At 74.0% G+C, this 24,643-nt stretch carries 23 protein-coding genes; 13 read left to right on the top strand and 10 right to left on the bottom strand.

What is annotated here, in order from left to right; genetic code table 11:
- Window positions 1-140 precede the first annotated feature (140 nt).
- On the top strand, window positions 141-428 hold the full coding sequence (locus ABZ721_RS00550) for a hypothetical protein (RefSeq protein ID WP_358786317.1): 288 nt from the start codon (window positions 141-143) through the stop codon (window positions 426-428).
- Here the strand turns inward: ABZ721_RS00550 and ABZ721_RS00545 are convergent.
- Entirely contained in the window at window positions 407-1,048 is a 642-nt protein-coding gene (locus ABZ721_RS00545) for an HAD hydrolase-like protein (protein ID WP_358786316.1), read from the bottom strand. The two genes, ABZ721_RS00550 and ABZ721_RS00545, sit on opposite strands and share 22 nt — an antisense overlap.
- 98 nt (window positions 1,049-1,146) lie before the next feature.
- On the opposite strand from ABZ721_RS00545, the gene ABZ721_RS00540 reads away from it, so the two are divergent.
- Genes ABZ721_RS00540 through ABZ721_RS00530 form a run of 3 tightly spaced genes read left to right on the top strand, consistent with a single transcriptional unit; the run spans window position 1,147 to window position 4,051 of the window.
- A complete protein-coding gene (locus tag ABZ721_RS00540; protein WP_358786315.1) occupies window positions 1,147-2,145 on the top strand; it encodes an iron ABC transporter permease in 999 nt (332 codons plus the stop codon).
- Entirely contained in the window at window positions 2,142-3,212 is a 1,071-nt protein-coding gene (locus ABZ721_RS00535; RefSeq protein ID WP_358786314.1) for an iron chelate uptake ABC transporter family permease subunit, read from the top strand. The genes ABZ721_RS00540 and ABZ721_RS00535 overlap by 4 nt, the downstream gene beginning before the upstream one ends.
- A complete protein-coding gene (locus tag ABZ721_RS00530; RefSeq protein WP_358786313.1) occupies window positions 3,209-4,051 on the top strand; it encodes an ABC transporter ATP-binding protein in 843 nt (280 codons plus the stop codon). Before ABZ721_RS00535 ends, ABZ721_RS00530 begins: the two co-directional genes overlap by 4 nt.
- Window positions 4,052-4,116: 65 nt before the next feature.
- Here the strand turns inward: ABZ721_RS00530 and ABZ721_RS00525 are convergent, their stop codons facing one another.
- Complete coding sequence (locus ABZ721_RS00525) at window positions 4,117-4,965, bottom strand: hypothetical protein (protein WP_358786312.1); 849 nt, start codon at window positions 4,963-4,965, stop codon at window positions 4,117-4,119.
- Between the two features lie 143 nt (window positions 4,966-5,108).
- Here ABZ721_RS00525 and ABZ721_RS00520 point away from each other — a divergent pair, with 143 nt between their 5' ends.
- On the top strand, window positions 5,109-7,604 hold the full coding sequence (locus ABZ721_RS00520) for a helicase-associated domain-containing protein (RefSeq protein ID WP_358786311.1): 2,496 nt from the start codon (window positions 5,109-5,111) through the stop codon (window positions 7,602-7,604).
- Window positions 7,605-7,613: 9 nt separating this feature from the next.
- On the opposite strand, the gene ABZ721_RS00515 is transcribed toward ABZ721_RS00520, so the two are convergent.
- Window positions 7,614-8,318, bottom strand: coding sequence for a VanZ family protein (locus ABZ721_RS00515; RefSeq protein ID WP_358786310.1), 705 nt, complete (start codon window positions 8,316-8,318; stop codon window positions 7,614-7,616).
- 144 nt (window positions 8,319-8,462) lie between these two features.
- Here ABZ721_RS00515 and ABZ721_RS00510 point away from each other — a divergent pair, with 144 nt between their 5' ends.
- The gene (locus ABZ721_RS00510) at window positions 8,463-10,103 is read left to right on the top strand and encodes a DNA repair helicase XPB (protein ID WP_358786309.1); all 1,641 of its coding nucleotides are present in this window, start codon (window positions 8,463-8,465) and stop codon (window positions 10,101-10,103) included.
- Here ABZ721_RS00510 and ABZ721_RS00505 read toward each other — a convergent pair.
- Both ABZ721_RS00505 and ABZ721_RS00500 read right to left on the bottom strand, forming a co-directional pair.
- On the bottom strand, window positions 10,075-11,256 hold the full coding sequence (locus ABZ721_RS00505) for a glycosyltransferase 87 family protein (protein ID WP_358786629.1): 1,182 nt from the start codon (window positions 11,254-11,256) through the stop codon (window positions 10,075-10,077). The two genes, ABZ721_RS00510 and ABZ721_RS00505, sit on opposite strands and share 29 nt — an antisense overlap.
- Before the next feature lie 132 nt (window positions 11,257-11,388).
- Complete coding sequence (locus tag ABZ721_RS00500; protein ID WP_358786308.1) at window positions 11,389-11,559, bottom strand: hypothetical protein; 171 nt, start codon at window positions 11,557-11,559, stop codon at window positions 11,389-11,391.
- Between the two features lie 297 nt (window positions 11,560-11,856).
- On the opposite strand from ABZ721_RS00500, the gene ABZ721_RS00495 reads away from it, so the two are divergent.
- The 3 genes from ABZ721_RS00495 to ABZ721_RS00485 all read left to right on the top strand — a co-directional run bounded on the left by ABZ721_RS00495 (window position 11,857) and on the right by ABZ721_RS00485 (window position 16,699).
- Window positions 11,857-13,926, top strand: coding sequence for an AAA family ATPase (locus tag ABZ721_RS00495; protein WP_358786307.1), 2,070 nt, complete (start codon window positions 11,857-11,859; stop codon window positions 13,924-13,926).
- A 99-nt stretch (window positions 13,927-14,025) separates the two neighbouring features.
- The gene (locus ABZ721_RS00490; RefSeq protein ID WP_358786306.1) at window positions 14,026-14,727 is read left to right on the top strand and encodes a response regulator transcription factor; all 702 of its coding nucleotides are present in this window, start codon (window positions 14,026-14,028) and stop codon (window positions 14,725-14,727) included.
- Window positions 14,717-16,699 (top strand): HAMP domain-containing sensor histidine kinase, encoded by a 1,983-nt coding sequence (locus tag ABZ721_RS00485; protein WP_358786305.1) that lies wholly within the window; start codon window positions 14,717-14,719, stop codon window positions 16,697-16,699. The genes ABZ721_RS00490 and ABZ721_RS00485 overlap by 11 nt, the downstream gene beginning before the upstream one ends.
- Before the next feature lie 9 nt (window positions 16,700-16,708).
- Here the strand turns inward: ABZ721_RS00485 and ABZ721_RS00480 are convergent, their stop codons facing one another.
- The gene (locus ABZ721_RS00480) at window positions 16,709-17,422 is read right to left on the bottom strand and encodes a copper homeostasis protein CutC (RefSeq protein ID WP_358786304.1); all 714 of its coding nucleotides are present in this window, start codon (window positions 17,420-17,422) and stop codon (window positions 16,709-16,711) included.
- A gap of 60 nt (window positions 17,423-17,482) precedes the next feature.
- Between ABZ721_RS00480 and ABZ721_RS00475 the strand changes: the two genes are divergently transcribed.
- Both ABZ721_RS00475 and ABZ721_RS00470 read left to right on the top strand, forming a co-directional pair.
- A complete protein-coding gene (locus tag ABZ721_RS00475; RefSeq protein WP_358786303.1) occupies window positions 17,483-18,166 on the top strand; it encodes a hypothetical protein in 684 nt (227 codons plus the stop codon).
- A 70-nt stretch (window positions 18,167-18,236) separates the two neighbouring features.
- A complete protein-coding gene (locus ABZ721_RS00470; protein WP_358786628.1) occupies window positions 18,237-19,442 on the top strand; it encodes a Cmx/CmrA family chloramphenicol efflux MFS transporter in 1,206 nt (401 codons plus the stop codon).
- Here the strand turns inward: ABZ721_RS00470 and ABZ721_RS00465 are convergent.
- Both ABZ721_RS00465 and ABZ721_RS00460 read right to left on the bottom strand, forming a co-directional pair.
- Window positions 19,431-19,715: a DUF4031 domain-containing protein gene (locus ABZ721_RS00465; RefSeq protein ID WP_358786302.1), complete on the bottom strand. Its 285-nt coding sequence runs from the start codon at window positions 19,713-19,715 to the stop codon at window positions 19,431-19,433. The genes ABZ721_RS00470 and ABZ721_RS00465 overlap by 12 nt on opposite strands.
- 28 nt (window positions 19,716-19,743) lie before the next feature.
- The gene (locus ABZ721_RS00460; RefSeq protein ID WP_358786301.1) at window positions 19,744-20,088 is read right to left on the bottom strand and encodes a hypothetical protein; all 345 of its coding nucleotides are present in this window, start codon (window positions 20,086-20,088) and stop codon (window positions 19,744-19,746) included.
- Window positions 20,089-20,259: 171 nt separating this feature from the next.
- Here ABZ721_RS00460 and ABZ721_RS00455 point away from each other — a divergent pair, with 171 nt between their 5' ends.
- Together ABZ721_RS00455 and murQ are read left to right on the top strand one after the other, a co-directional pair.
- Window positions 20,260-21,126 carry a MurR/RpiR family transcriptional regulator gene (locus ABZ721_RS00455; protein ID WP_358786627.1) on the top strand — a complete coding sequence of 289 codons (867 nt, stop codon included), beginning with the start codon at window positions 20,260-20,262 and terminating at the stop codon, window positions 21,124-21,126.
- A 155-nt stretch (window positions 21,127-21,281) separates the two neighbouring features.
- A complete protein-coding gene (murQ, locus tag ABZ721_RS00450) occupies window positions 21,282-22,223 on the top strand; it encodes an N-acetylmuramic acid 6-phosphate etherase (RefSeq protein WP_358786300.1) in 942 nt (313 codons plus the stop codon).
- Between the two features lie 141 nt (window positions 22,224-22,364).
- On the opposite strand, the gene groL is transcribed toward murQ, so the two are convergent.
- Entirely contained in the window at window positions 22,365-23,993 is a 1,629-nt protein-coding gene (groL, locus tag ABZ721_RS00445) for a chaperonin GroEL (protein ID WP_358786299.1), read from the bottom strand.
- A 406-nt stretch (window positions 23,994-24,399) separates the two neighbouring features.
- Window positions 24,400-24,603 carry a cold-shock protein gene (locus ABZ721_RS00440; protein WP_009339379.1) on the bottom strand — a complete coding sequence of 68 codons (204 nt, stop codon included), beginning with the start codon at window positions 24,601-24,603 and terminating at the stop codon, window positions 24,400-24,402.
- Window positions 24,604-24,643 lie beyond the last annotated feature (40 nt).

The raw sequence follows: 24,643 nt of genomic DNA, 5'->3' as shown, positions 1-24,643 counted from the left end.
AAGCCCTGGAAAGGGCCCTGGATAGCAGTGCGGCAGGCCCGTTCTGACCAGACCTGCTCGTGCTACCAGCCTATTGGCCCGGTGGCCTGTGACAAGACGCCGTGGTCCCCCATCTCTCCGGACCGATCTACCCTGGTCGGGTGACCAACACACCTCACTCCCGGGGGACGGCCCCCGCAACGTCCGAAACCCGTGGGGCGGGCGACGTCCTCGTGCGCGTCGGCGCGATCGTCTTCTTCGTGGGCGCCGTGAGCACGCTGGCCACCATGGTTCCGCTGCTCCTCGGCACCGACCCGCTGCCGACGCCCGCGTACTTCGTGTCGATGCTGATGGGCGCCGGTCTGGCGCTCGCGCTCGGCGGGCTGCTGCGCTCCGCGCTCGCGCAGAAGCGCGCGGTGCGGGAGGGTCAGGCCGCCGCGGGCGCGTAGCTCGCGAACCAGGCGGGGAATTCGGTCAGGCTCGCCAGCACCACGTCGGCGCCGGCCGCCCGCAGCTCCGCCGCGTCGCACGGCCCGGTGGCCACGGCGACCGACAGCGCCCCGGCGGCGCGGGCGCCGCGCACGTCCCCCGTGTGGTCGCCCACGTAGATCGAGGCGCCGTACTCGAGCAGCGCCTCCGCCTTGGCCTCGGCCCACAGCCAGCCGCGCACCTCGGCCTCGATGCCCAGGTGGGCCAGGTGCAGCTTGGCGTTGGGCTCGTGCTTGGCGGTGACGACGACCGCCCGGCCGCCCACCGCGCGCACGGCGTCGACGGAGGCACGGGCGCCCGGCAGCGCGGGCGTCGGCGCGATCGCGTAGTCCGGGTAGAGGGCGCGGTAGCGGTCGGCGGTCTCGGCGATGGCGGCGGCCGGGAACCAGTGGGCCAGCTCCTCGTCCAGCGGCGGCCCGAGCCGGGTGACGGCCAGCTCCGAGTCGATGTGCACGCCGGTCTCCGCGGACAGCCGGTCGTAGGCGGCCTTGATGCCGGGCCGGGAGTCGATGAGGGTCATGTCGAGGTCGAAGCCGACCGTGATCGTGGGGGCGCCGGGGACCGGGGAAGCGGTAGTCATACCGCCATTCTCACCCCGCGTACCCCGTACCCTTAGCGAAGCCTAAGCTTACCGATGTACCGCACACCTACCCCAGCCGATGGACGGACGACCGCGACATGCTCACCCGGCGCCGCCTCGGCCGGATCCTCGCCGCTGCGGCGCTGCTCCTGCTCGCGATCCTGCTCAGCCTGGCCGTGGGCAGCCGGCAGATCCCCCCGGGCCAGGTCGTCGACGCGCTGCTGCACGGCGGGAGCAGTGACAACGCGCAGGTCGTGACGAGCATGCGGGTGCCGCGCACGGTCATCGGCATCATGGTCGGCATCGCGCTCGCGGTGGCCGGCACGGTCATGCAGGGCATCACCCGCAACCCGATCGCCGAACCCGGCATCCTCGGCGTCAGCCAGGGCGCCTCCGTCGGGGTGGTCTGCGCGATCGCCTTCTTCGGCGTCGGCACCCTCGGCGGCTACGTCTGGTTCGCGTTCGTCGGGGCCGGGGCCGCCGCCGTGCTGGTCTACGTCATCGCCGCCGGCGGGCGCGGCGGCGCGACGCCGGTCAAACTCGCCCTGGCGGGCGCCGCGATGAACGCCTTCCTGACGTCCGTCGTCTCCGGCGTCGTCACCACCGACGCGCAGACCATGGACAGCTTCCGCTTCTGGCAGGTCGGCTCGCTGTCCGGCCGCCAGACCGACGTCATCGACCAGACCTGGCCGTTCCTCGTCGCCGGGCTGCTCCTCGTGCTCTCCATGGCCCGCGGCCTCGACGCCCTCGCCCTCGGCGAGGACGTGGCCAGGGGCCTGGGCCAGAACGTCGCCGTGCTGCGCGTCCTCGGCGCGCTCGGCGCGACCGTGCTCACCGGCGTGGCGGTCGCCGCCGCCGGACCCATCGCCTTCGTCGGCCTCGCCGTCCCGCACATGGCCCGCGCCCTGGTCGGGACCGCGCACCGCTGGGTGCTGCCGATGGCCGCCCTGCTCGGGCCCGTCATGATGCTCGTCTCCGACGTCATCGGCCGGATCGTCTTCCCGCCCTCGGAGGTCCCGGTCGCCGTGATGACCGCCCTGATCGGCGTCCCGTTCCTGGTCGCCCTGGTCCGCCGCAAGGCGGTGGTCGCCGCATGAGCCGCACCGGCCACCCGACCCGCCCGCACCCCGTCCGGCCCGCCGGCTACACCGTGCTGCGCGCGGGCGGCGGCACCTTCCTGCTGCACCGGCGGGCCGCCGCCGTCGCGGTCGTCCTCACGCTGCTGCTCGCCGCCGCCTGCGTCGGCTACCTCTGCGTCGGCGAGTCCTTCGTCTCCCCCGCCGACGTCGTCGACGTCGTCCTCGGGCGGCCGAGCCCCGACGAACTCGTCGTCGGGGAGCTGCGCATGCCGCGGCTGGTGCTGGGGCTGCTGGTCGGCGCGGCCTTCGGGGTGGCCGGGGCGCTGGTGCAGACCGTGGCCCGCAACCCGCTCGCCAGCCCCGACGTCATCGGCGTGACGCACGGCGCGGGCGCGGTGACGGTCGCCGCGATGACGTTCGGCCTGACCTCGTACACCGCGCTGCCGTACGTCGCGATCGCGGGCGGGCTGGGCGCCGCCGCCCTCGTGTACGCCTTCGCCTGGCGCAAGGGCATGCACGCCTCGCGCTTCGTCCTCATCGGCATCGGCTTCTCCGTCGCGCTCGCCTCGCTGACGCAGCTGTTCCTCACCAAGGGCGACTACCTCGTCGCCCAGCAGGCCAAGGTCTGGCTGACCGGCTCGCTCAACGGGCGCGGCTACGAGCAGGCCGGGCCGCTCGCCCTCGTCATGCTGCTCCTGCTGCCCTGCGTCGTCTGGGCCGCCCGCGCGCAGCGCACGGTCTCCTTCGACGACGACACCGCGACCTCGCTGGGCGTGCGGCTCGACCGGGTCCGGCTCGGGCTGGTCGTGATCGGCGTCCTGCTCGCCTCCGTGGCCACCGGCGCCGCGGGGCCCGTCGACTTCGTGGCGCTGCTCGCCCCGCAGATCGCCCGCCGCCTCACCAGGACCGCCCAGATCCCGCTGCTCTGCTCGGCCCTGGCGGGCGCCCTGATCGTGGTCGTCGCCGACCTGCTGGCGCGCCGGCTGCTCGCCCCCACCGAACTGCCCGTCGGCGTCCTCACCGCCGCGGTGGGCGCCCCCTACCTGATGTGGCTGATCCGCTCCCGCTCCGGAGGCACCTCGTGACCACCGCCGACCACCGGCCCAGCCGGCTCACCGCGCAGGCGCTGACCCTGGCGTACGAGGACCGCACGGTCGTCGACGGGCTCGACCTGGAGATCCCGCACGGGCAGGTCACCGTCGTCGTCGGCCCGAACGCCTGCGGCAAGTCCACCCTGCTGCGCGCCCTCGGCCGCCTTCTCAAGCCCCGGTCCGGCGCGGTCCTGCTGGACGGCACGGAGCTGTCGCGCATCCCCTCGAAGCAGATCGCGCAGGCGCTCGGGCTGCTCCCGCAGACCCCCGTGCCGCCGGAGGGCATCACGGTCGCGGACCTGGTGTCGCGGGGCCGGCAGCCGCACCAGAAGTGGTGGCAGCAGTGGTCGGAGGCCGACGAGAGGTCCGTCACCGACGCGATGGAGCGCACCGCCACCCTCGACCTCGCGGAGCGCCTCGTCGACGAGCTGTCCGGCGGGCAGCGGCAGCGCGTCTGGATCGCGATGGCGCTCGCGCAGGACACCGACCTGCTGCTGCTCGACGAGCCGACGACGTACCTCGACATCGCGCACCAGGTGGAGGTCCTCGACCTGGTGCGGCAGCTCAACCGCGAGCGCGGGCGCACCGTCGTCGCCGTCCTGCACGACCTCAACCAGGCCGCCCGGTACGCCGACCACCTCATCGCCATGAAGGCCGGCCGCGTCGTCGCCCAGGGCGCCCCGCGCGACGTGGTCACCGCGGAGCTGGTGCGCGAGGTGTTCGGGCTGGAGTGCGTCGTCGTCCCGGACCCGGTGGCGGGGGACCCGCTGGTGGTCCCGGGCGCGCCCTGGTGCCCCGGGGACGCCGCCTCGGCGGACCACCTCACCGCCTGACGACCGGTCGGCCCCGGCGCCCCCGCCGGACCGGCTCCGGACCCGCCGCCCCCGCCGGAACAGGTTCAGACCCGGCGGCCCCGCCAGAACAGGTACAGCGCGGAGCCCACGGCCGCCACCCGGACCACCACCGGCAGCCCGTCCCGCAGCGCCTCGCCCATCGTCCCCTGCGGGACGGGCTCGCCCCACTTGCCCGTGCTCCGCCCCCACAGCCAGACGAGCAGGCCCACCCCGGCCAGGCCGGGGATGCCGAACACCGCGAACTTCGCCTGGTTGCGCGACAGCCGGCGGGCGAAGTACGCGACCAGCCAGCCCACTCCGAGCGGCACCCACGAGCCCATCACCGCACCGACCACCAGCAGGGCACCCGCCACCAGCAGCATCGGGCTGGCCCGCCCGAGCGGCTGCCGGGCCACGCGGCCCCGCCGCAGCAGCCGGCGGCGCGGGGCGGCCTCCTCGGCCTCGTCCTCCGGCGCCTCCTCGGCGGCCTCGGCCTCCTCCTCGGCGTCCTCCTTCTCGGCCTCGTCGTCCAGGTCGTCGAAGTCGAAGTACACCCGGCCCGTCATGCCGGGCAGCCCCGCCAGCTCGTCCCCCGCGTCGATCACGGGGACGTCAGGCTCGTCCTCCCGCTGCTGCGGGATCTTCCGGAACGGCCTCGGCTGCCGCGGGCCCAGGTCCGGCACCTGCGGCCCGCCGGCCGCGGCCTCCACGACCTCGTCGGGCGACCCCAGCCGCCCCAGGATCCGCCGCACCGCGGCCGGGCTGTCGCCGCCGGCCGCGGAGCTGACCCGCTCCCGGTCGATGTCGCTGCGCAACCGCGCCACCAGGCGCATCCGTTGGGCGGCGGGCAGCGTCGCCTGCGCCAGGTCGCCCACCTTGCTCAGGTAGTCGAACACGAGCTGATCGCTCTCCACACCCACGTGCCCCCACCCGCCCTGCTCGACCGACAGCCGCCTCCCCGTCGAAGGTACCGCGCCGCCTCCGGCGCGGAGTACGGGTCGGGCGGGGCCCGCGGCACCGGCCCCACCTGTCCCAGGGGACCGGTAATGTAGGACGGATGACCACTGAGCAGCCCGGCAAGGCCGGCGGCGCGCCGCCGCGCACGCTGGCGGAGGATCTGCGGGCGCGCGGGGACGAGGCGCTCGCCGTGCTGCTCCGCGCCCGGCCGGACCTGCTCAGCCCCGTGCCGAACGATCTGACGCAGCTCGCGACCCGGGCCGCCACCCGCGCGTCCGTCGTGCGCGCGCTGGAGCGCCTGGACCGCTTCACGCTGCAGACCGCGGAAGCGCTCGCCGTGATGCCCGACGGCGGGCCCTACGCCGTGCTGCGCGCGCTGATGACCGGCGACGCCGGCGACAGCGCCACCGCCGGCGCCCTGCCGAAAGCCCTGGAGAGCCTGCGCGCCCAGGGGCTGGTGTGGGGCGGCGAGGACCGGCTGCGGCTGGTGCGCACCGCCCGCGACCTGCTCGCGCCGTCGGCTTCCGTCCCGTCGCCCACGGGCCTGGGGCCGTCCGTCGCGGAGGCGACGTCCGGCATGTCGCCGGCCCGGCTGCAGGAGATCCTCGCCGACGTCGGCCTGCCCGCGACGCACGACCCGATGAGCGCGGTGACGGCGCTGGCCGGGCTGTTCAGTGACCGCAAACGGATGAAGAAGCTGCTGGCGACGGCGCCGGAGGGCGCCACCGGCGCGCTCGGCAAGCTGGCGTGGGGCCCGCCGTACGGCGAGGTCGGCGACGCGACCGTGCCAGTGCGGGCCGCCACCGCGGCCACGCCCGTGCAGTGGCTGCTCGCCCGGGGCCTGCTGCTGCCCGCCGGGCAGCACAACGTCGTGCTCCCCCGCGAGGCGGCCCTGCACCTGCGGGCCGGCCGCGCGCACCGCACGGTCGAGCCGGCGCCGCCGGCCGTCACGCCCGTCGAGCACGCTCCACAGGCTGTGGACGGCACGGCGGCCGGTCAGGCGTTCAACGCCGTCCGCACCGTCGAGGAACTGCTCAAGGCGTGGCAGACCGGCGGCCCGGCCGTCATGCGGGCCGGCGGCATCAGCGTCCGCGACCTGAAGCGGATCGCGACGGAGCTGGACGTCTCCGAGACGATGGCCGCGTTCTGGCTGGAGCTGGCGTACGCGGCGGGGCTGCTGGCCTCCGACGGCGAGCTGGACGAGGCGTACGCGCCGACGCCCGCGTCGGACGACTGGCTCCGGCTGCCCGCGCAGGAGCGCTGGACGGCGCTCGCCGGGGCCTGGCTCTCCGCCACCCGCACCGCGGGCCTGGTCGGCAGCCGCGACGCCAAGGGCCGGGCGCTGTCCGCGCTCGGGCCGGAGCTGGACCGCTCGCTGGCGCCCGAGGTCCGGCGGCGCGTGCTGGAGCTGCTCGCCGCGCTCCCCGAGGGTGCCTCCGCCGCCCCGGCGGAACTGCTGGAGCGGCTGCGCTGGGACCGGCCGCTGCGCGGCGGCGCGGGCACGGACGCGCTGCGCGCGGAGTTGCTGCGCTGGACCGTCACCGAGGCCGAACTCCTGGGCCTGACCGGCCGCGGCGCCCTGGCCGGGCACGCCCGCCCGCTCGTCGGGCCGGCCCCGGCTGCGGGGCGTGGCCGCCGGGGCGGCACGACGCCCGACGCGGAAGCCGCGGCCCGCCTCGCGCCGCTGCTGCCCGAGCCCCTCGACCACGTGCTGCTGCAGGCGGACCTCACGGCGGTGGCGCCCGGCCCGCTGGAGGCGCCGCTCGCGGAGATGATCGGCGTGCTGGCCGACATCGAGTCCAAGGGCGGGGCGACGGTCTACCGGTTCACGCCGGCGTCCGTGCGCAGGGCGCTCGACGCCGGGCAGACCGCCGCCGACCTGCACGCCTTCCTCGCCGAGCACTCACGCACGCCGGTACCGCAGCCGCTCAGCTACCTCATCGACGACGTGGCCCGCCGGCACGGCCGGCTGCGGGTCGGCGCGGCCTCCGCGTACCTGCGGTGCGACGACGACGCGCTGCTGACCGAGCTGCTCGCGGACCGCCGGGCCTCCGGCCTCGGCCTGCGCCGCCTCGCGCCGACCGTCCTCGCGGCCCAGTCCGCGCCGGAGACGCTGCTGGAGCGGCTGCGCGCGATGGGCTTCGCGCCGGCCGCGGAGTCCGCCGACGGCGATGTCGTCATCACCCGCGCCGACGCCGTCCGCACCCCGCGCCGGGCCGCGCCCACCCCCGTCACCGACGGACCCCCGGTCCCGGACGGCACGCTGCTCAGCGCCGCGGTCAAGGCGATCAGGGCCGGCGACCGGGCCTCCACCGCCGTGCACCGCGAGAGCGTCCCGGCTCCCGCGGCGGGCGGCGGGCTGCCCAGGACCGCCGCGGCGGAGACCCTCGCGACGATGCAGGCCGCCGTGCTGACCGGCGACTCGCTGTGGATCGGCTACGTGAACGCGGAGGGCGCGGCGAGCCAGCGCGTCATCGGCCCGGTGCGGGTCGAGGGCGGCTTCGTCACCGCCTACGACCACACCGCCGACGAGGTCCGCACGTTCGCCCTGCACCGCATCACCGGCGTCTCGGAACTGGCCGACGAGCCGGCCTGACCGGGACGGTCAGGCGGCCTCGGTCGGCTGCCGCCGCTGCCACCAGTGGTGGCGCCGCGGGTGCAGGGCCCGGCCCAGCCGGCGGCCGAGCAGCAGGTAACCGACCAGCGCGCCGGTGGTGTTGAGGATGACGTCGTCGATGTCGAAGGCCCGGCCTTCGACGATCAGGCCCTGCGCGATCTCGACCAGCACCATCACGAACGCGGTCACGAGGACCACCCGCAGCAGGCCGCGCGTCTTCGGGAACAGGACGGGCAGCAGGACCCCGAACGGCACGCCCAGCAGCAGGTTGCCGCCGATCTGCTTCACCGAGTCGCGGATCGCCGGCTGGTCGAGGTACTGGCGGAGGGAGTCGCCGGGCTTGAGGTTCGTGTGGATGAGCGCGACCGATCCCGGCGACGGCTGGAGCGTCAGCTTCGCCAGCACGACGGCGAAGCCGACCATGAAGACGAACGCCACCAGCATCACCAGGCCGCGGGCCAGCGAGGCGCCGAACGACCGCTGCTTCGGCGCGTCGTCACGCGGCGGCGTCCGCGGCGGGGCCTGCTTCGGCACGCGCTTCGCCGGCTTCCGTGCGGTGTTCCACACGGGCTTCCACGACGCGGGCTTCCAGCGGCCCCCCGTCCCCTTCGGCCGCGGCTTCGCCGGGCCCTTGGTCGGGCGCTTGGTCCGCAGCCGCTCGCGGGCCGGTCGGAACAGATCCGTGCGGGTCATGTGTTCCCCCATCCGAGTCGACCCATCCGGGTCGTCATGGCGTCTACCCCCTCTCCCCGGCCTCACGCGGCGCCCGCCCCTGCCGATGACCGCGATGCGCGACACTGGAGGCTTGCCTCCATCACGAACCGAAGGGTGTGGCACTTGAACAACGGGCCTCTCATCGTCCAGAGCGACAAGACGCTGCTCCTGGAGGTCGACCACGAGCGCGCGGACGCGTGCCGCCGGGCCATCGCCCCGTTCGCGGAGCTGGAGCGCGCTCCCGAGCACATCCACACCTACCGGCTGACCCCGCTGGGCCTGTGGAACGCCCGCGCCGCCGGGCACGACGCGGAGCAGGTCGTGGACGCGCTCGTCGCGTTCTCCCGCTACCCCGTCCCGCACGCGCTGCTCGTCGACGTCGCCGAGACGATGGACCGTTACGGCCGTCTCACCCTCAGCAAGCACCCCGTCCACGGGCTGGTGCTGACCAGCACCGACCGGCCGGTGCTGGAGGAGATCCTGCGCTCGAAGAAGGTCCAGCCGTTGGTCGGCGCCCGGCTCGACCCGGACACCGTCGTCGTGCACCCCTCGGAGCGCGGCCAGATCAAGCAGACGCTGCTGAAGCTGGGCTGGCCCGCCGAGGACCTCGCCGGGTACGTCGACGGCGAGGCGCACCAGATCGACCTCAAGGAGGACGGCTGGGCGCTGCGCCCCTACCAGCAGCAGGCCGTCGAGGGCTTCTGGCACGGCGGCTCCGGCGTCGTGGTGCTGCCCTGCGGCGCGGGCAAGACGCTGGTCGGCGCCGGTGCCATGGCGACCGCCAAGGCGACGACGCTGATCCTGGTCACCAACACCGTCTCCGCGCGGCAGTGGAAGCACGAGCTGATCAAGCGGACCTCGCTCACCGAGGAGGAGATCGGCGAGTACAGCGGCACCCGCAAGGAGATCCGCCCGGTCACCATCGCCACCTACCAGGTGCTGACGACCAAGCGGAAGGGCGTCTACGCGCACCTGGAGCTCTTCGACTCGCGCGACTGGGGCCTGATCGTCTACGACGAGGTGCACCTGCTGCCCGCGCCGGTCTTCAAGTTCACCGCCGACCTCCAGGCACGGCGCAGGCTGGGGCTGACGGCCACCCTCGTCCGGGAGGACGGGCGCGAGTCCGACGTCTTCTCCCTCATCGGGCCGAAACGTTTCGACGCGCCCTGGAAGGAGATCGAGGCGCAGGGCTACATCGCGCCGGCCGACTGCGTCGAGGTCCGCGTCAACCTCACGGACAGCGAGCGGCTCGCCTACGCGACGGCCGAGCCGGAGGAGAAGTACCGCTACTGCGCGACGACCGCCTCCAAGCGGCGGGTCACGGAGGCGCTCGTCGCGAAGCACGCGGGCGAGCAGACGCTGGTGATCGGGCAGTACATCGACCAGCTGGACGAGCTGGGTGAGCACCTCGACGCCCCGGTGATCAAGGGCGAGACGTCGAACGCCCAGCGCGAGAAGCTCTTCGACGCCTTCCGGCAGGGCGAGATCAGCGTGCTGGTGGTCTCCAAGGTCGCGAACTTCTCGATCGACCTGCCGGAGGCGACCGTCGCGATCCAGGTCTCGGGCACGTTCGGCTCCCGCCAGGAGGAGGCGCAGCGGCTCGGCCGGGTGCTGCGGCCGAAGGCCGACGGGCACGAGGCGCGCTTCTACTCGGTGGTGGCGCGGGACACGATCGACCAGGACTTCGCGGCCCACCGGCAGCGGTTCCTGGCGGAGCAGGGCTACGCCTACCGGATCATGGACGCGGACGAGCTGCTGACGTAGTCCGCGCGGCCCCGCCCCGCCGGAGGCGGACGGCCACGGCCGCCAGCAGCGCCAGGCCCAGCAGCGGGTACGGGGACGCCAGCGGCTGCTGCCACCAGGCGAGGCGCAGGTCGAGGTCGCCGTCGTGCGGGGTGAGCCACATGCTGCGCCCGGCGAACGCGGCCGCGGCGGCGAGGACCGCGGCCCGGCGCAGCGGCCGGCCGCGGGTGCGCGCGGCGAGCAGGACGAGGAGCGGGACGCACCACACCCAGTGGTGCGACCAGCTGATCGGCGAGACGAGCAGCGCGGTGACGGCCGTGCAGAGCACGCCCCACGCCTCGAACCCGCGCCGGGCCGCGAGGACGGCGACGGCCAGCCCCGCGGCGCCGGTGAGGGCGGCGGCCGCCGCCCAGACGAGGCCGGGCTGCGGGGTGTGCAGGAGCCGCGCGACCAGGCCCTGCAGGGACTGGTTGTCGACGATCCAGACCTTGCCGACCCGGTCGGTCTCGTACAGGCGCGTGGTCCAGAAGTCGACGGAGGCGCCGGGCAGGGTGGCGACGCCGAGCAGGACCGTGCCGGCGAACGCGCAGGCCGCGGCGGTGGCCTCGCGGGTGCGGCCGGTCAGGGCGAGGTAGACGGCGAAGATCGCGGGGGTGAGCTTGATCCCCGCGGCGACGCCGACGGCGATGCCCTTGCCGCGTGCCCCGTCGGGCCGGGACAGGTCCCACAGAACGAGGACCGCGAGCGCCAGGTTGATCTGGCCGAAGACGAACGTCTGGAAGACGGGTTCCAGGCACAGGGCGCCGGCCGACAGGGCGATCAGGCCGGCCGGGCCGGGGGCGCCCTTGGCCGGGGATCCGGGGCCGGCGCCGCGGGGCCGGCCCGCGCAGCGCAGCGACAGGTGGGCGAGGGCGGCGAGCAGCGCGAGGTTGCCGAGGGTGAAGGCGCCGCGCAGGGCGCCCAGCGGCAGCCACGTCAGGGGCACGAAGAGCAGGGCCGCGAACGGCGGGTAGGTGGCCGGGAGGTTCCACCGGGTGACGCGGAAGGCGTAGAGGTCCTGCCCGGAGGCGACGGCGGCGCCTTCGGCGCGGTAGACGAGCAGGTCCGCCATCGGGACCGGACACAGCGCGTAGAAGAGCGCGTATCCGGCGAGGGCGAGCGCCAGGGCCAGCAGGGCCGCCAGGACGAGCAGCAGACGGCGGCGGGATGCGGCGCGTACGGAGAGCGGCGCCGGGTGCACCTCGCTGAGAGCGGTCACCGCCGCGACGTTAGTGGACCGCCGGGAGGGTGCCGTACGCCGTCCAGGTCAGCGGTGCTTGCCCTCGCTGCCGAGGAGGACGACCTCGACGGCGGTCTGCGCGAAGACGCGGACGGCGCGCAGGGTGCTTCCCAGCAGGTGGCGGGGGTGTTCGTCACGGGAGCCGAGGGCGGTGGCGCCAGGGGCGGAAGGGCCTGGGGTGAACGTCTGTGTGGTCATGTCCCAAGGGTAGGAAATCCGCCGTTTGCAGTACATCGGGCGGAAGTCTGAACTCTCGCGGGTCACGTACGCCTCAGGGTTGACGTCCGTCCCCCAGCCCGGCCTAGGGGTCGACCCTGAGGTCCACCGGGGTGCCCGGGGTGTCCCGGGCACGGGCGGGAAAAGCATTCGCGGCGCCGCGGGCGGGAGCGTATGATCCACCGTCTTGCCGCCTCCCGATGGGAGCGCCGCCGCCCGGACGGAAACCGGCCGGCTTCTCTCTTCTTCCCTGCGTACGCACAAGCCGGAGGCAACGCCGTGCCCCTGCACGACCACGACCAGACCCAGGACGCGAACCCGCTCCTGGCGGAACAGACCCACCTCGCCGAGTCCCGTTCCGCGCTGACCGCGATGCGCGCCGACGTGGAGGCGCTGGACATCAGCGACGTGACCGGCAACTGGGTGAACGCCAAGATCCTCGCCGCCGAGATCGACAACCGGATCAAGGCCCTGGCCGACCTGTCGCACACCCCGCTCTTCTTCGGCCGGCTGGACTACCTGCACGCGCCCGGTATGGAACAGGCTGAGGGTGCCGAGGGCGAGCAGTTCTACATCGGCCGCCGCCATGTGCACGACGCGCACGGCGACCCGATGGTCATCGACTGGCGGGCCCCGGTCTCGCAGCCCTTCTACCGCGCCTCGCGCTCCGAGCCGCTGGACGTCCGGCTGCGCCGGCGGTTCGGCTACACCGGCGGGCAGCTGACCGCGTACGAGGACGAGCACCTCACCGACCCGGCGGAGGCCGACACCTCCAGCAAGCTGCTGCAGAGCGAGATCGAGCGGCCGCGCGTCGGCCCCATGCGCGACATCGTCGCCACGATCCAGCCGGAGCAGGACGAGATCGTCCGCGCCGGCATCGGCGGCACCGTCTGTGTGCAGGGCGCCCCCGGCACCGGGAAGACCGCCGTGGGCCTGCACCGCGTCGCGTACCTGCTGTACGCGCACCGCGAGCGGCTCGCCCGCACCGGCACGCTCGTCATCGGACCGAACCAGTCCTTCCTGCAGTACATCGAGCAGGTGCTGCCCGCGCTGGGCGAGCTGCAGGTCAAGCAGGCGACCGTCGACGACCTCGTCGCGCACGTCACGGTGCGCGGCACGGACCCGGCGGAGCGCGCCCGGATCAAGGGCGACGCGCGGATGGCGCAGGTGCTGCGGCGCGCGGTGCGCAGCGGCATCCGGATGCCGAAGGAGCCGGTCGTCGTGGTCCGCGGATCGCGGCGCTGGCGGGTCCCGGCGTACGAACTCGAAGAGCTGGTGCGCGAGCTGATGGAGCGCGACATCCGCTACGGCGCCGCCCACGAGGCACTGCCGCAGCGGATCGCGCACAGCGTCCTGGTCCGCATGGAGGAGGCCGGGGAGGCGCCGGACGACCGCGTCCAGGACGCCGTGGCCCGCACCCCCGCCGTCAAGGCCGCGGTCAGGGAGGTCTGGCCGAAGGCCGACCCGGCGAAGACGGTGCTGCGGCTGCTGTCCGACGCCGAGTTCCTCGCGGAGTGCGCGGAGGGGATCCTGACGCCGCAGGAGCAGGCGACCGTGCTGTGGGAGAAGCCGCCCCGCAGCCTGGCCTCGGCGAAGTGGTCGGCGGCGGACGCGGTGCTGGTCGACGAGGCGCTGGACCTCGTCCAGCGCACCCACTCGCTGGGCCACGTGGTGCTGGACGAGGCCCAGGACCTGTCCCCCATGCAGTACCGGGCGGTCGGACGGCGCTGCTCCACCGGCTCCGCGACGGTGCTCGGGGACATCGCGCAGGGCACCACCCCGTGGGCGACGGCCAGTTGGGAGGAGGCCCTCGCGCACCTGGGCAAGCCGGGCGCACCGGTCGAGGAGCTGACCCGCGGCTTCCGCGTGCCGCGCGGGGTGATCGCCTACGCGTCGCTGCTGCTGCCCACCATCGCGCCGGGGCTGGCCCCGGCCACCTCGGTCCGCGAGTCCCCCGGCGACCTCGTGATCCGCCGGACGGACGGCGAGGAGCTCGACGCGGCCGTCGTCGCGGCCTGCCATGACGCCCTCGGCCACGAGGGCTCCGTCGGCCTCATCGCCGCCGACGACCGCGTCGCGCGGCTCGCCGCCGTCCTGGACGCGGCCGGCCTGCCGTACCTGGCGCCGGGCGAGGAGACCTCGGCCGAGGCCCGCCTCACGCTCGTCCCGGCGACGCTCGCCAAGGGCCTGGAGTACGACTACGTGGTGCTCGACGAGCCCGCCGCCATCGTCGAGGGGGAGCCGGACGAGCGCACCGGGCTGCGCCGGCTCTACGTCTGCCTCACCCGTGCCGTCTCGGGCCTCGCGGTGCTGCACGCGAAGCCGCTGCCGGCGGAGCTGGCCGGGTAGCCGGCCCGGTGGCCCTTCCGTGACCAGCAGATATGAGGAAGTTGTCAGGGCGCCGTAGCGATCGTGTCCGGTTCGCGTTCTGCGCTTACGCTCGCCCTCATGTGCGCACACGTGCTGGTCGCGGAGGACGACGAGAAGCAGGCCGAGCTGGTCCGCCGCTACCTGCGGCGGGAGGGCCACACGGTCACGGTCGTCCACGACGGGCGCGCCGCCATCGAGGAGGCGCGCCGCCGGGCGCCGGACCTGCTCGTGCTCGACATCCAGATGCCGCGGGTCGACGGGCTGGACGTGGCGCGCGTCCTGCGCGCCGAGTCCGACCTGCCGATCCTGATGCTCACGGCCCGCTCCACCGAGGACGACCTGCTGCTCGGCCTCGACCTGGGCGCGGACGACTACATGACCAAGCCGTACAGCCCGCGCGAGCTGATGGCGCGGATCCGCACGCTGCTGCGGCGCAGCAGCGTGCGCACGCCCACCCCGGACCCGGTGCTGCGGGTCGGGGGGCTCACGGTGGACCCGGCCCGGCACGAGGTGACCGTCGACGGGCGGCCCGCCGACTGCACCCCCGGCGAGTTCCACATCCTCGCCGCGCTGGCCGCCCTGCCGGGCCGGGTCCTCAGCCGGGCCCAGCTGCTCGACAGCGTCCACGGGTTCGACCGGTACATCACCACCAGGACGGTTGACGTGCACATCATGAACCTGCGCAAGAAGATAGAACCGGACCCGCGCAGGCCCCGCTACCTGGTGACGGTCTTCGGCGTCGGCTACAAGCTGGCGGACGGCGGCCACGATGGGCCGTGAACCCCGGGCGCCGCGGCAGGACCGGCGGCCTCGGGAGTCCCGGCAGGACCGGATGGCCCGGCGGGCGCGCGGCAAGGTCCCGTTCCGCAAGAGCCTGCTCGGGCGGCTGCTGCTCTCCTTCGTCCTGGTCGCGACGTGCTCGGTCGCGGCCACCACCTGGCTCGCCGTGCAGACGACCTCGGGTTCCATCCAGCAGGAGCAGAGCCGCTACCTCGCCAACGACGCGCTGATCTACGGCAAGCTCGCCGAGTACGCCGCCACCCACGCGGACTGGAGCGGCATCGAGCCCACCGTCCGCCGGCTGGCCGCCACCACCCAGCGCCGCATCGCCGTCACCACCCAGGACCGGCGGCCGATCGCCGACTCCGCGCCGGTGGGCTCCCCGCTCCCGCGCGCCCAGTCGGCGGCCCTCGACCCGCTGCACGTCGACGCCACCATGGTCCCCGGCGCCACCGCGGGCGACATCGACCCGCGCGCCGTCGGCCCGTTCCGGCTGCTCCCCGGGGAGCGCAAGGCGCTGCACGACATCGCCCGGCGCAGCGTCGCCTGCCTCGCGGACTACGCGCTCACCGGCGAGATCGCGGAAGGTCCCAGCGGCCGCCCGTACATCAAGGTGGTCGGCGGCGACCCCTCCGGCACGCTGGACGAGTACTGCGGGGGCCGGCGGCTCGCCGCCGCCACCGCCACCGAGAACTCCGCCGTCGCGGACCTCAACGCGCGGCTCAAGAAGTGCCTCACCGGTGAGAAGCTGCCGCCGCTCGAACTCAACCCGGACCTCACCTGGGGCCGGTCGGGGCCCTCCCCCGTCCAGTCGCCCGAACCGCGGGCGCCGGCCCAGGACTCCGACAGCGGCCGGGAGCCGAGCGCGATGGCGATGCCGACTCCGACGCCGACCGCGAGGCCCGCCGTCCGCGATCCGCGGACCGGCGGCGTCACGGAGCGCAGGACGGCCGAGTGCGTGGACACCGCGCGCCGCGACCAGCTGCGCGACTTCGTCGCGCCCGCCGCGTACCTCTTCGTCACGGACCCGAGCGGCGCCACCCGTCCGGGCTTCGCCCTCTCCCGCTCCAACACGCTGCGGGTCGCCGGCGTCGCGGCCCTCGTCCTCGCCCTGGCCGCCGCGGTGACGCTGCTGCTCGCCGCCCGCCTCATCCGGCCGCTGCGCGCCCTCACCGACGCGGCCCAGCGCATGCGGGACGGCGACGACTCGGCGCGCGTCAGCGTCGCCACGGGGGACGAGATCGGGCGGCTGTCCGCCGCGTTCAACGACATGTCGCAGGAGCGGCAGCGCCTCGCGGAGCAGCGCAAGGCGATGGTCAGCGACGTGGCCCACGAACTGCGCACGCCGGTCAGCAACATCCGGGGCTGGCTCGAAGCGGTGGAGGACGGGCTGGCGGAACCCGACGACGCCCTGAACTCCTCACTCCTGGAGGAGGCGCTCCAGCTGCAGCACATCATCGACGACCTGCAGGACCTGGCGGCGGCCGACGCGGGGACGCTGCGGGTGCATCCCGAGGCGGTGCGGCTCGGCGACATCCTGGACCAGGTCGCCTCGGCGCAGCGCGCCCGCGCGGCGGCTGCCGGGGTCGCCCTGACGGTCGCCCCCGCCGACCTGGGCCTGCGGGCCGACCCGGTCCGCCTGCGCCAGGCGGTCGGCAACCTCGTCTCGAACGCGATCCGGCACACGCCGCCGGGCGGCAGCGTCTCGCTGCGGGGCTGGACGGACGACGACGACCACGTGGTCATCGACGTCAGCGACACGGGCGCGGGCATCGCCCCCGACGACCTCCCGCACGTCTTCGACCGCTTCTGGCGGGCCGAGAAGTCCCGCAACCGCTCGACGGGGGGCAGCGGCCTGGGCCTGTCGATCGTCCGCCAGCTCGCGGAGTCCCACGGCGGTCGGGCCACCGCCGTCTCGAAGGGCCCCGGCCAGGGCTCGACCTTCACCCTCAGGCTCCCCCCGGGGCCCTGAGCGGTCCGGTCAGCCCACCGGGACGGGGGCGTCCAGCAGGGCGCGCCACTCCCTGGTCGCGTCGACGTCGACCGGGGAGGCCCAGCCCGCGGGGCGGACCGCTCCGCCGACGTGGAAGCCGTCGATGCCCGCCGCCCGCAGCGCCGGCAGGTGGTCGCGGGTCAGGCCGCCGCCGACCAGGATGCGGGGCTCGTACCCCGGCTCCGGGGCCGGGGTCAGCGTCCGCGACGCCTCCGCGACCAGGACCGCCAGGCCGTCGTCGACGCCCTTCGGGGAGCCGGCCGTCAGGTAGGTGTCCAGGCCGGGCAGGCCGGCCAGCTGCAGGCGCACCGCGTCGCGGTCCGCCGCGCGGTCCAGCGCCCGGTGGAACGTCCAGCGGCAGCCGTCGATGACGTCGGCGACCGCGTAGACCGCTTCGAGGTCGGCCGCGCCGCGGGCGTCGAGGAAGCCGAGGACGAACTCGTCCGCGCCCTCGCGGCGCAGCCCCTCCGCCGTCTCGCAGAGCGTGTCGATGTCACCGGCGGCGAAGCCGTCGGCGAGCCGGAGCATGACGCGCAGCGGGATGTCGACGGCGGCGCGGATGGCGGCGAAGGTCTCGCGGGACGGGGTGAGGCCGTCCGCGGCCATGTCGGTGACCAGCTCGAGGCGGTCGGCACCGCCGGTCTGGGCCGCTACGGCGTCGTCGACGCCGAGGGCGATCACCTCGAAAATTGGTCTAGACATATGGCCAAGAGTGCCACAATCGCCATCCCCGCGCGAGCCCTCAGGCGCACAATAGCCACCATGGCTGTCACCCCCGACACGACGCACCCGCAGCATGCCGCATTGCTCACCCAATGGTGTGACCTGCTGCGCCGCACCCGGGTCGCCCCGGTTTCCGACCCCGACACGTCTCCCCCCGAGGCCTACGGCCTGGACCTCCTGGGCCGCTGGGCCGAGGAACAGCGCCGCTACCACACCACGGATCACCTGGTCGCCGTTCTCCACCACACCGTCGAACTGGCCGCCTATGCCGACGACCCGGACGCCGTGCTGCTCGCCGCCTGGTTCCACGACGCCGTCTACCGCCCGGACCGCTCCGAGAACGAGGAGCGCAGCGCCCGGCTGGCCGAGCGCGCGCTGACCGAGGCGGGGGTCGACGCCGCGCGCGTCGCCGAGGTGGTCCGGCTCGTGGAGCTCACGACCAGCCACGACCCGGCCCCCGAGGACCGCAACGGCGAGGTGCTGTGTGACGCGGATCTCGCGGTGCTGGCCGGGGAGCCGGCCGCGTACGCCGCCTACGCGGCCGCCGTCCGCCAGGAGTACGGCTTCGTGCCCGACGACGACTTCCGCGCCGGCCGCGCCGCCGTCCTGCGCCAACTGCTGGACCTGCCCCGCCTCTTCCGCACCCCCATCGGCCACGAGCGGTGGGAGCACATCGCCCGCCGCAACCTCACGACGGAACTGGAACTCCTGCTCGCCGGCTGACCCGGGAATACGGGGGCCGGCCGGGGCGCTGTAGACGTTCATGCCCTCCGCCGTCGCCAGCCGCTCCCGCATGCCCGTAGCCGTCTACGTCCTCGGCCTCAGCGTCTTCGCGCTCGGCACCTCCGAGTTCATGCTCTCCGGCCTGCTGCCGCCGATCGCCGACGACCTCGGCGTCAGCATCCCGCGGGCCGGACTGCTGATATCCGCGTTCGCGATCGGCATGGTCGTCGGGGCGCCGCTGCTCGCCGTGGCCACGCTCCGGCTGCCCCGCCGCACCACCCTGATCGCGCTGATCACGCTCTTCGGCCTCGGCCAGGTCGCGGGCGCCCTGGCGCCCAACTACGCGCTGCTCTTCGCCTCCCGGGTGATCAGCGCGCTGGCCTGCGCGGGCTTCTGGGCGGTCGGCGCGGCCGTCGCGATCTCGATGGTCCCGATGAACGCGCGGGCCCGCGCGATGGCCGTGATGATCGGCGGACTGAGCATCGCGAACGTGCTGGGCGTCCCGGCCGGTGCCTTCCTGGGCGACCAGTTCGGCTGGCGCTCGGCGTTCTGGGCGGTGGCCATCATGTCGGCGGTGGCGCTGGTCGGCGTGGTCGCGCTCATCCCCCGCATACCGATCCCGGACTCCCGCCCGCGGCTGCGCGAGGAACTGCGCATCTACCGCGACGGCAACGTGTGGCTCTCCATCGGCATCACCGCCCTCGCGGCGGGCGGCGTGTTCTGCGCCTTCAGCTACCTCGCCCCGCTGCTCACGGACGTCGCCGGGCTGCCGGAGGGCTCGGTGCCCGCGGTGCTCGGCCTCTTCGGGGTCGGCGCGCTGATCGGCACCGCGATCGGCGGCCGCTTCGCGGACGCCCACCTGTTCGGCGTGCTGCTCCTCGGGATCTCCGCGTCCACCGTCTTCCTGGTGGTGCTGGCGCTCACCGCGCAGAACCAGGTCGCCGTGATCGCGCTCTCGTTCCTGCTGGGCCTGTCGGCGTTCTTCACCGCGCCGGCGCTCAACGCCCGGATCTTCAACGTGGCGGGCGCCGCGCCCACGCTGGCCGGCGCCACCACCACCTCCGCCTTCAACACCGGCAACACGGCCGGTCCCTGGCTCGGCGGCCTCGTCATCAGCGGCGGCTTCGGCTTCGCGGCCACCGCCTGGGCGGGCGCCGCCATGACCGCCGTCGCCATCGCGCTCGTCGTCGTCTCGCTGCGCCGGCACGGCGCGAGCCGCGTCGTCACCGGCAGCGCGGCGACCCACGCCCCGGCGCCGGCCGAGCTATCGCACTGACGCGTCGCCCGCCGGCGGGGCCTTGCGGCGGCGCAGCCCGGCGGCGATGAGCCGGCGCACGATCTCCTTGCTGCCGACCTCCACCGCGCCCAGTGCGACGGCCGAGGCGTAGCGCGCCGCCGGAACGTCGTAGTGGTCCCGCTCGAACGCGCGCGGCGGGCAGCCGATGCGGGCGGCGAACGCGTGCAGCTCCTCGTAGGAGACGTCGCTCACCAGGTGCGACCACATGCGCCCGTGCCCCGGCCAGGTCGGCGGGTCTATGTAGACGGTCATCGCGGCACCGCCGCCGTCGTCGGCACCGTCAGCCCAGCCCGCCGACCGGGGCGACGACCGTCCCGGCCGTCTCGCAGACCCAGTGCGGGTCGGGCCCCAGCTCCGGCTCCACGGCCAGCCCGTGCGGCTCCTCGCACAGCGGGCACAGCGGCCAGCGCCCGAAGCGCGACAGCAGCGCGTCCTGGACGTCCTGGGCGACGAGGCCCGCGACGAACCCGCTCCCCTCCGGCCACTGCTCCACCCACCAGCGCCGCTGCGTGACGGCGTTCTCGACCAGGGAGACGACCTCGGGACCGGCGACGTCCCGGGCGGCGAGGTCGGCGAGAATGAGGGCCCGTGCGGCGTGCAGGGCCTCTTCGAGATCACGATCCATCCGTCCATTCTGCCTGCTGTCCTCTTGACGCCCCAGCGCACTGAAAATATCTTTCAATGCGTGACGTACAGCGTGAAGGAAACTTTCCCCTCGCGGGCGCGGCCGTCCCGTGACGCGTCCGCCGCCCCTGCCGCCTCCGCCGTACCCGCCAAGAGCCCGGACCCGGGGACGCTGGCGGCCACCGTCCGTACGGTCGGGCCCTCGATGACGCGCTCGATGCAGCGGGTCGCCGAGGCCGTGGCCAACGACCCCGCCGCCTGCGCGCACCTCACCGTGACCGCGCTCGCGCAGCGCACCGGCACCAGCGAGGCCACCGTCGTCCGTACCGCGCGGCTGCTCGGCTACCCCGGCTACCGGGACCTGCGGCTGGCGCTGGCCGCGCTCGCCGCCCAGCAGGCGGCCGGCGTGCCGCCCGCCGTGACCGCGGACATCGCCGTGGACGATCCGCTGACCGACGTGGTCGCGAAGCTCGCGCGCGAGGAGCAGCAGACGCTCGCCGACACCGCCGCACAGCTCGACGTGGCGCAGCTGGAGGCGGCCGTCGGCGCGCTCGCCGCCGCGCGCCGCATCGAGGTCTTCGGGATCGGCGCCTCCAGCCTGGTGGGCCAGGACCTGGCCCAGAAGCTGCTGCGGATCGGCCTGATCGCGCACGCGCACGGCGACCCGCACCTGGCCATCACCAACGCGGTCCAGCTGCGGCCCGGCGACGTGGCGATCGCGATCACCCACTCGGGGAACACCCATGACGTCATCGAGCCGCTGCGGGTGGCCTTCGACCGCGGCGCGACGACGGTGGCGATCACCGGCCGTCCGGACGGCTCGGTCACCCAGTACGCCGACCACGTGCTGACCACGTCCACCTCGCGCGAGAGCGAGCTGCGGCCCGCGGCGATGTCGAGCAGGACCAGCCAGCTCCTCGTGGTGGACTTCCTGTTCATAGGCGTCATGCAGCGCACCTACGAGACCGCCGCACCGGCGCTGTCCGCCTCGTACGAGGCGCTGGCCCCGCGGCACAGCCCGCGCGCGCCCCGCTCCTAGGGGGACACCCGGGGGCCCGTCCCCCGGAAAACCCGGCCCCCGGAAAACCCAGCACCCAGCACCCAGCACCCGGAGAACACAGCACGCAGCACCATGCCGCGACGCGATGACGTGGCGCCGCGGCTCACCGCTTCACGTAAGGACGTACGAACGGCATGTCCCCCTCCACCGACTCCGCCTACACCGAGCTGCGCAAGGAGCTGGAAACCCTCACCACCGAGGCGTTCCGGCCCGAGCTCTCCGAGATCGACCGGCAGTCCACCCTGGAGATCGCCCGGACGATGAACGCCGAGGACGCCACCGTCCCGGCCGCGGTCGCGGCCCAGCTGCCGGCCATCGCCGCGGCCATCGACGACATCGCCGAGCGGATGGCGCGCGGCGGGCGGCTGCTCTACGCCGGGGCCGGCACCGCCGGCCGGATGGGCGTGCTCGACGCGAGCGAGTGCCCGCCGACGTTCAACACCGATCCCGGGCAGGTCGTCGGCCTGATCGCGGGCGGCCCGGAAGCGATGGTCACCGCGGTGGAGGGGGCCGAGGACAGCAAGGCGCTGGCCGCCGCCGACCTGGACGCGCTGGCCCTGGGGCCCGACGACACCGTCGTGGGCGTCTCGGCGTCCGGCCGCACCCCGTACGCGATCGGCGCCGTCGAGCACGCGCGGTCGCTCGGGGCGCTCACCGTCGGGCTGTCCTGCAACGCGCACTCGCCGCTCGCGGCGGCGGCCGAGCACGGCATCGAGGTCGTGGTCGGGCCCGAGCTGCTCACCGGGTCGACCCGGCTGAAGTCCGGCACGGCGCAGAAGCTCGTGCTGAACATGCTCTCGACGATCACGATGATCCGGCTCGGCAAGACGTACGGGAACCTCATGGTCGACGTCCGGGCGTCCAACGAGAAGCTGCGGGCGCGCTCGCGGCGGATCGTCGCGCTGGCGACGGGGGCGCCGGACGCCACGATCGAGGCGGCGCTGGCCGCGGCGGACGGCGAGGTCAAGCACGCCGTCCTGGCGATCCTGGCCGGGGTGGACGCCTCCACGGCGGCGCGGCTGCTGGCCAAGAGCAACGGGCACCTGCGCGCGGCCCTGGAGTCGGCCGGCGCCTGACGGCCCCCGCGGCCCGCCGGATCCGTCCGGCGGGCCGCTGGAAACGGACGCGGTGACGGAAACGCCCGAGGGCGGCACCCCCTGCTGGGGATGCCGCCCTCGGTCGTACTGCGGGGAGCGTGCGGAGATCTGACCGGAAGGTCAGAAGTCCATGTCGCCGCCGGGCATGCCGCCACCGGCGCCGGCGCCGGCTCCGGCCTTCTCGGGCTTGTCGGCGATGACGGCTTCCGTGGTGAGGAAGAGCGCGGCGATGGAGGCCGCGTTCTGCAGCGCGGAGCGCGTGACCTTGGCGGGGTCGATGATGCCTTCGGCGATCATGTCGACGTACTCGCCGGTCGCGGCGTTCAGGCCGTGACCGATGGGCAGGTTGCGGACCTTCTCCACAACGACGCCGCCTTCGAGGCCACCGTTGACGGCGATCTGCTTCAGCGGGGCCTCGAGGGCCAGCTTCACGATCGCGGCGCCGGTCGCCTCGTCACCTTCGAGCTCAAGCTTCTCGAACGCGACGGCGGCCTGGATGAGAGCGACGCCACCACCGGCGACGATGCCCTCTTCGACGGCGGCCTTCGCGTTGCGAACGGCGTCCTCGATGCGGTGCTTGCGCTCCTTGAGCTCAACCTCCGTCGCGGCACCGGCCTTGATGACGGCCACGCCGCCCGCGAGCTTCGCCAGGCGCTCCTGGAGCTTCTCGCGGTCGTAGTCCGAGTCCGAGTTCTCGATCTCGGCACGGATCTGGTTGACGCGACCGGCGACCTGGTCGGCCTCGCCGGCACCGTCCACGATCGTGGTCTCGTCCTTGGTGATGACGACCTTGCGGGCACGGCCGAGCAGGTCGAGACCGGCGTTCTCCAGCTTGAGGCCGACCTCCTCGGAGATGACGGTGCCACCGGTGAGGATGGCGATGTCGCCGAGCATGGCCTTGCGGCGGTCACCGAAGCCCGGGGCCTTGACGGCGACGGACTTGAAGGTGCCACGGATCTTGTTGACGACGAGGGTGGAGAGCGCCTCGCCCTCGACGTCCTCGGCGATGATCAGCAGCGGCTTGCCGGACTGCATGACCTTCTCGAGGAGCGGGAGCAGGTCCTTGACCGACCCGATCTTCGAGTTGACGATCAGGATGTACGGGTCGTCGAGCGACGACTCCATGCGCTCCAGGTCGGTCGCGAAGTACGCGGAGATGAAGCCCTTGTCGAAGCGCATGCCCTCGGTGAGCTCGAGCTCGAGCCCGAAGGTCTGCGACTCCTCGACGGTGATGACGCCTTCCTTGCCGACCTTGTCCATCGCCTCGGCGATGAGCTCGCCGATCTGGGTGTCGGCGGCGGAGATGGAGGCCGTCGAAGCGATCTGCTCCTTGGTCTCCACGTCCTTGGCCTGCTCGAGCAGCTGGGCGGAGACGGCCTCGACGGCCTTCTCGATGCCGCGCTTGAGGGCCATCGGGTTGGCGCCCGCGGCTACGTTGCGGAGGCCTTCCTTGACGAGGGCCTGGGCGAGAACGGTCGCGGTCGTCGTGCCGTCACCGGCGACGTCGTCGGTCTTCTTCGCGACTTCCTTGACCAGCTCGGCGCCGATCTTCTCGTACGGGTCCTCGAGCTCGATCTCCTTGGCGATGGAAACACCATCGTTGGTGATCGTGGGGGCGCCCCACTTCTTCTCGAGGACGACGTTGCGGCCCTTCGGGCCGAGGGTGACCTTGACGGCGTCGGCGAGCTGGTTCATCCCGCGCTCGAGGCCGCGCCGAGCTTCCTCGTTGAACGCGATGATCTTGGCCATAGAAGTGGTCCTCCCGGACAGGGGTGGATTTCAGTGGACCGCGTGGCGCCCGCGACGGACGGCCTGCCGATCGCCGGGCTCTTCCCAGCGGTCGAACGGGCCTCGCCGACCCGGTCCTTCTGTCACTCTCACTGTCAGAGTGCTAACGCCAATGATTAGCACTCGCCCTAGTCGAGTGCAAGCGACTGTGGACAACTCGGGGTCCCGGAGCGGCGTCGCGCGCCCCCGTCCCCACCACCCGAGCCGCCCCCCGGGCGGCCTCCCTGGCGCCCCGCCGCCGCGCCACGGGCGCCCCGCGCGCCCCGCAGCCGCGTCCCGCACCAGGACGCACGAAGGGCCCGCGCCCCTGACGGGACACGGACCCTTCGGCGTGAGTGCGTAGCGTCGTCGGCGACGCTCCGGAGCTTCAGCCGGCCAGGCGGACCATGTCTGCCTGCGGCCCCTTCTGACCTTGCGAGATCTCGAACTCGACTCGCTGGCCTTCTTCGAGGGTGCGGTAGCCGTCCATCTGGATCGCGCTGTAGTGGACGAAGACATCCGCACCACCGTCGACCGCGATGAAGCCGTAGCCCTTCTCCGCGTTGAACCACTTGACGGTGCCCTGAGCCATCCCTAACTCCCCTATTGCTGGCCCTATCGCGAATCCGCAC

The organism is Streptomyces sp. NPDC006733 (assembly GCF_040636125.1).
Classification (GTDB): Bacteria; Actinomycetota; Actinomycetes; order Streptomycetales; family Streptomycetaceae; genus Actinacidiphila.
Note: the sequence above shows the minus strand (reverse complement) of the source record. Positions and strands in the feature narration are given on the sequence as shown.

Coding starts and splice junctions, on each gene's coding strand:
- ABZ721_RS00545 (WP_358786316.1), bottom strand. CDS start 1,048: ATGACTACCGCTTCCCCGGTCCCCGGCGCCCCCACGATCACGGTCGGC.
- ABZ721_RS00540 (WP_358786315.1), top strand. CDS start 1,147: ATGCTCACCCGGCGCCGCCTCGGCCGGATCCTCGCCGCTGCGGCGCTG.
- ABZ721_RS00535 (WP_358786314.1), top strand. CDS start 2,142: ATGAGCCGCACCGGCCACCCGACCCGCCCGCACCCCGTCCGGCCCGCC.
- ABZ721_RS00520 (WP_358786311.1), top strand. CDS start 5,109: ATGACCACTGAGCAGCCCGGCAAGGCCGGCGGCGCGCCGCCGCGCACG.
- ABZ721_RS00515 (WP_358786310.1), bottom strand. CDS start 8,318: ATGACCCGCACGGATCTGTTCCGACCGGCCCGCGAGCGGCTGCGGACC.
- ABZ721_RS00500 (WP_358786308.1), bottom strand. CDS start 11,559: ATGACCACACAGACGTTCACCCCAGGCCCTTCCGCCCCTGGCGCCACC.
- ABZ721_RS00490 (WP_358786306.1), top strand. CDS start 14,026: ATGTGCGCACACGTGCTGGTCGCGGAGGACGACGAGAAGCAGGCCGAG.
- ABZ721_RS00485 (WP_358786305.1), top strand. CDS start 14,717: ATGGGCCGTGAACCCCGGGCGCCGCGGCAGGACCGGCGGCCTCGGGAG.
- ABZ721_RS00480 (WP_358786304.1), bottom strand. CDS start 17,422: ATGTCTAGACCAATTTTCGAGGTGATCGCCCTCGGCGTCGACGACGCC.
- ABZ721_RS00475 (WP_358786303.1), top strand. CDS start 17,483: ATGGCTGTCACCCCCGACACGACGCACCCGCAGCATGCCGCATTGCTC.
- ABZ721_RS00470 (WP_358786628.1), top strand. CDS start 18,237: ATGCCCGTAGCCGTCTACGTCCTCGGCCTCAGCGTCTTCGCGCTCGGC.
- ABZ721_RS00465 (WP_358786302.1), bottom strand. CDS start 19,715: ATGACCGTCTACATAGACCCGCCGACCTGGCCGGGGCACGGGCGCATG.
- ABZ721_RS00460 (WP_358786301.1), bottom strand. CDS start 20,088: ATGGATCGTGATCTCGAAGAGGCCCTGCACGCCGCACGGGCCCTCATT.
- murQ (WP_358786300.1), top strand. CDS start 21,282: ATGTCCCCCTCCACCGACTCCGCCTACACCGAGCTGCGCAAGGAGCTG.
- groL (WP_358786299.1), bottom strand. CDS start 23,993: ATGGCCAAGATCATCGCGTTCAACGAGGAAGCTCGGCGCGGCCTCGAG.
- ABZ721_RS00440 (WP_009339379.1), bottom strand. CDS start 24,603: ATGGCTCAGGGCACCGTCAAGTGGTTCAACGCGGAGAAGGGCTACGGC.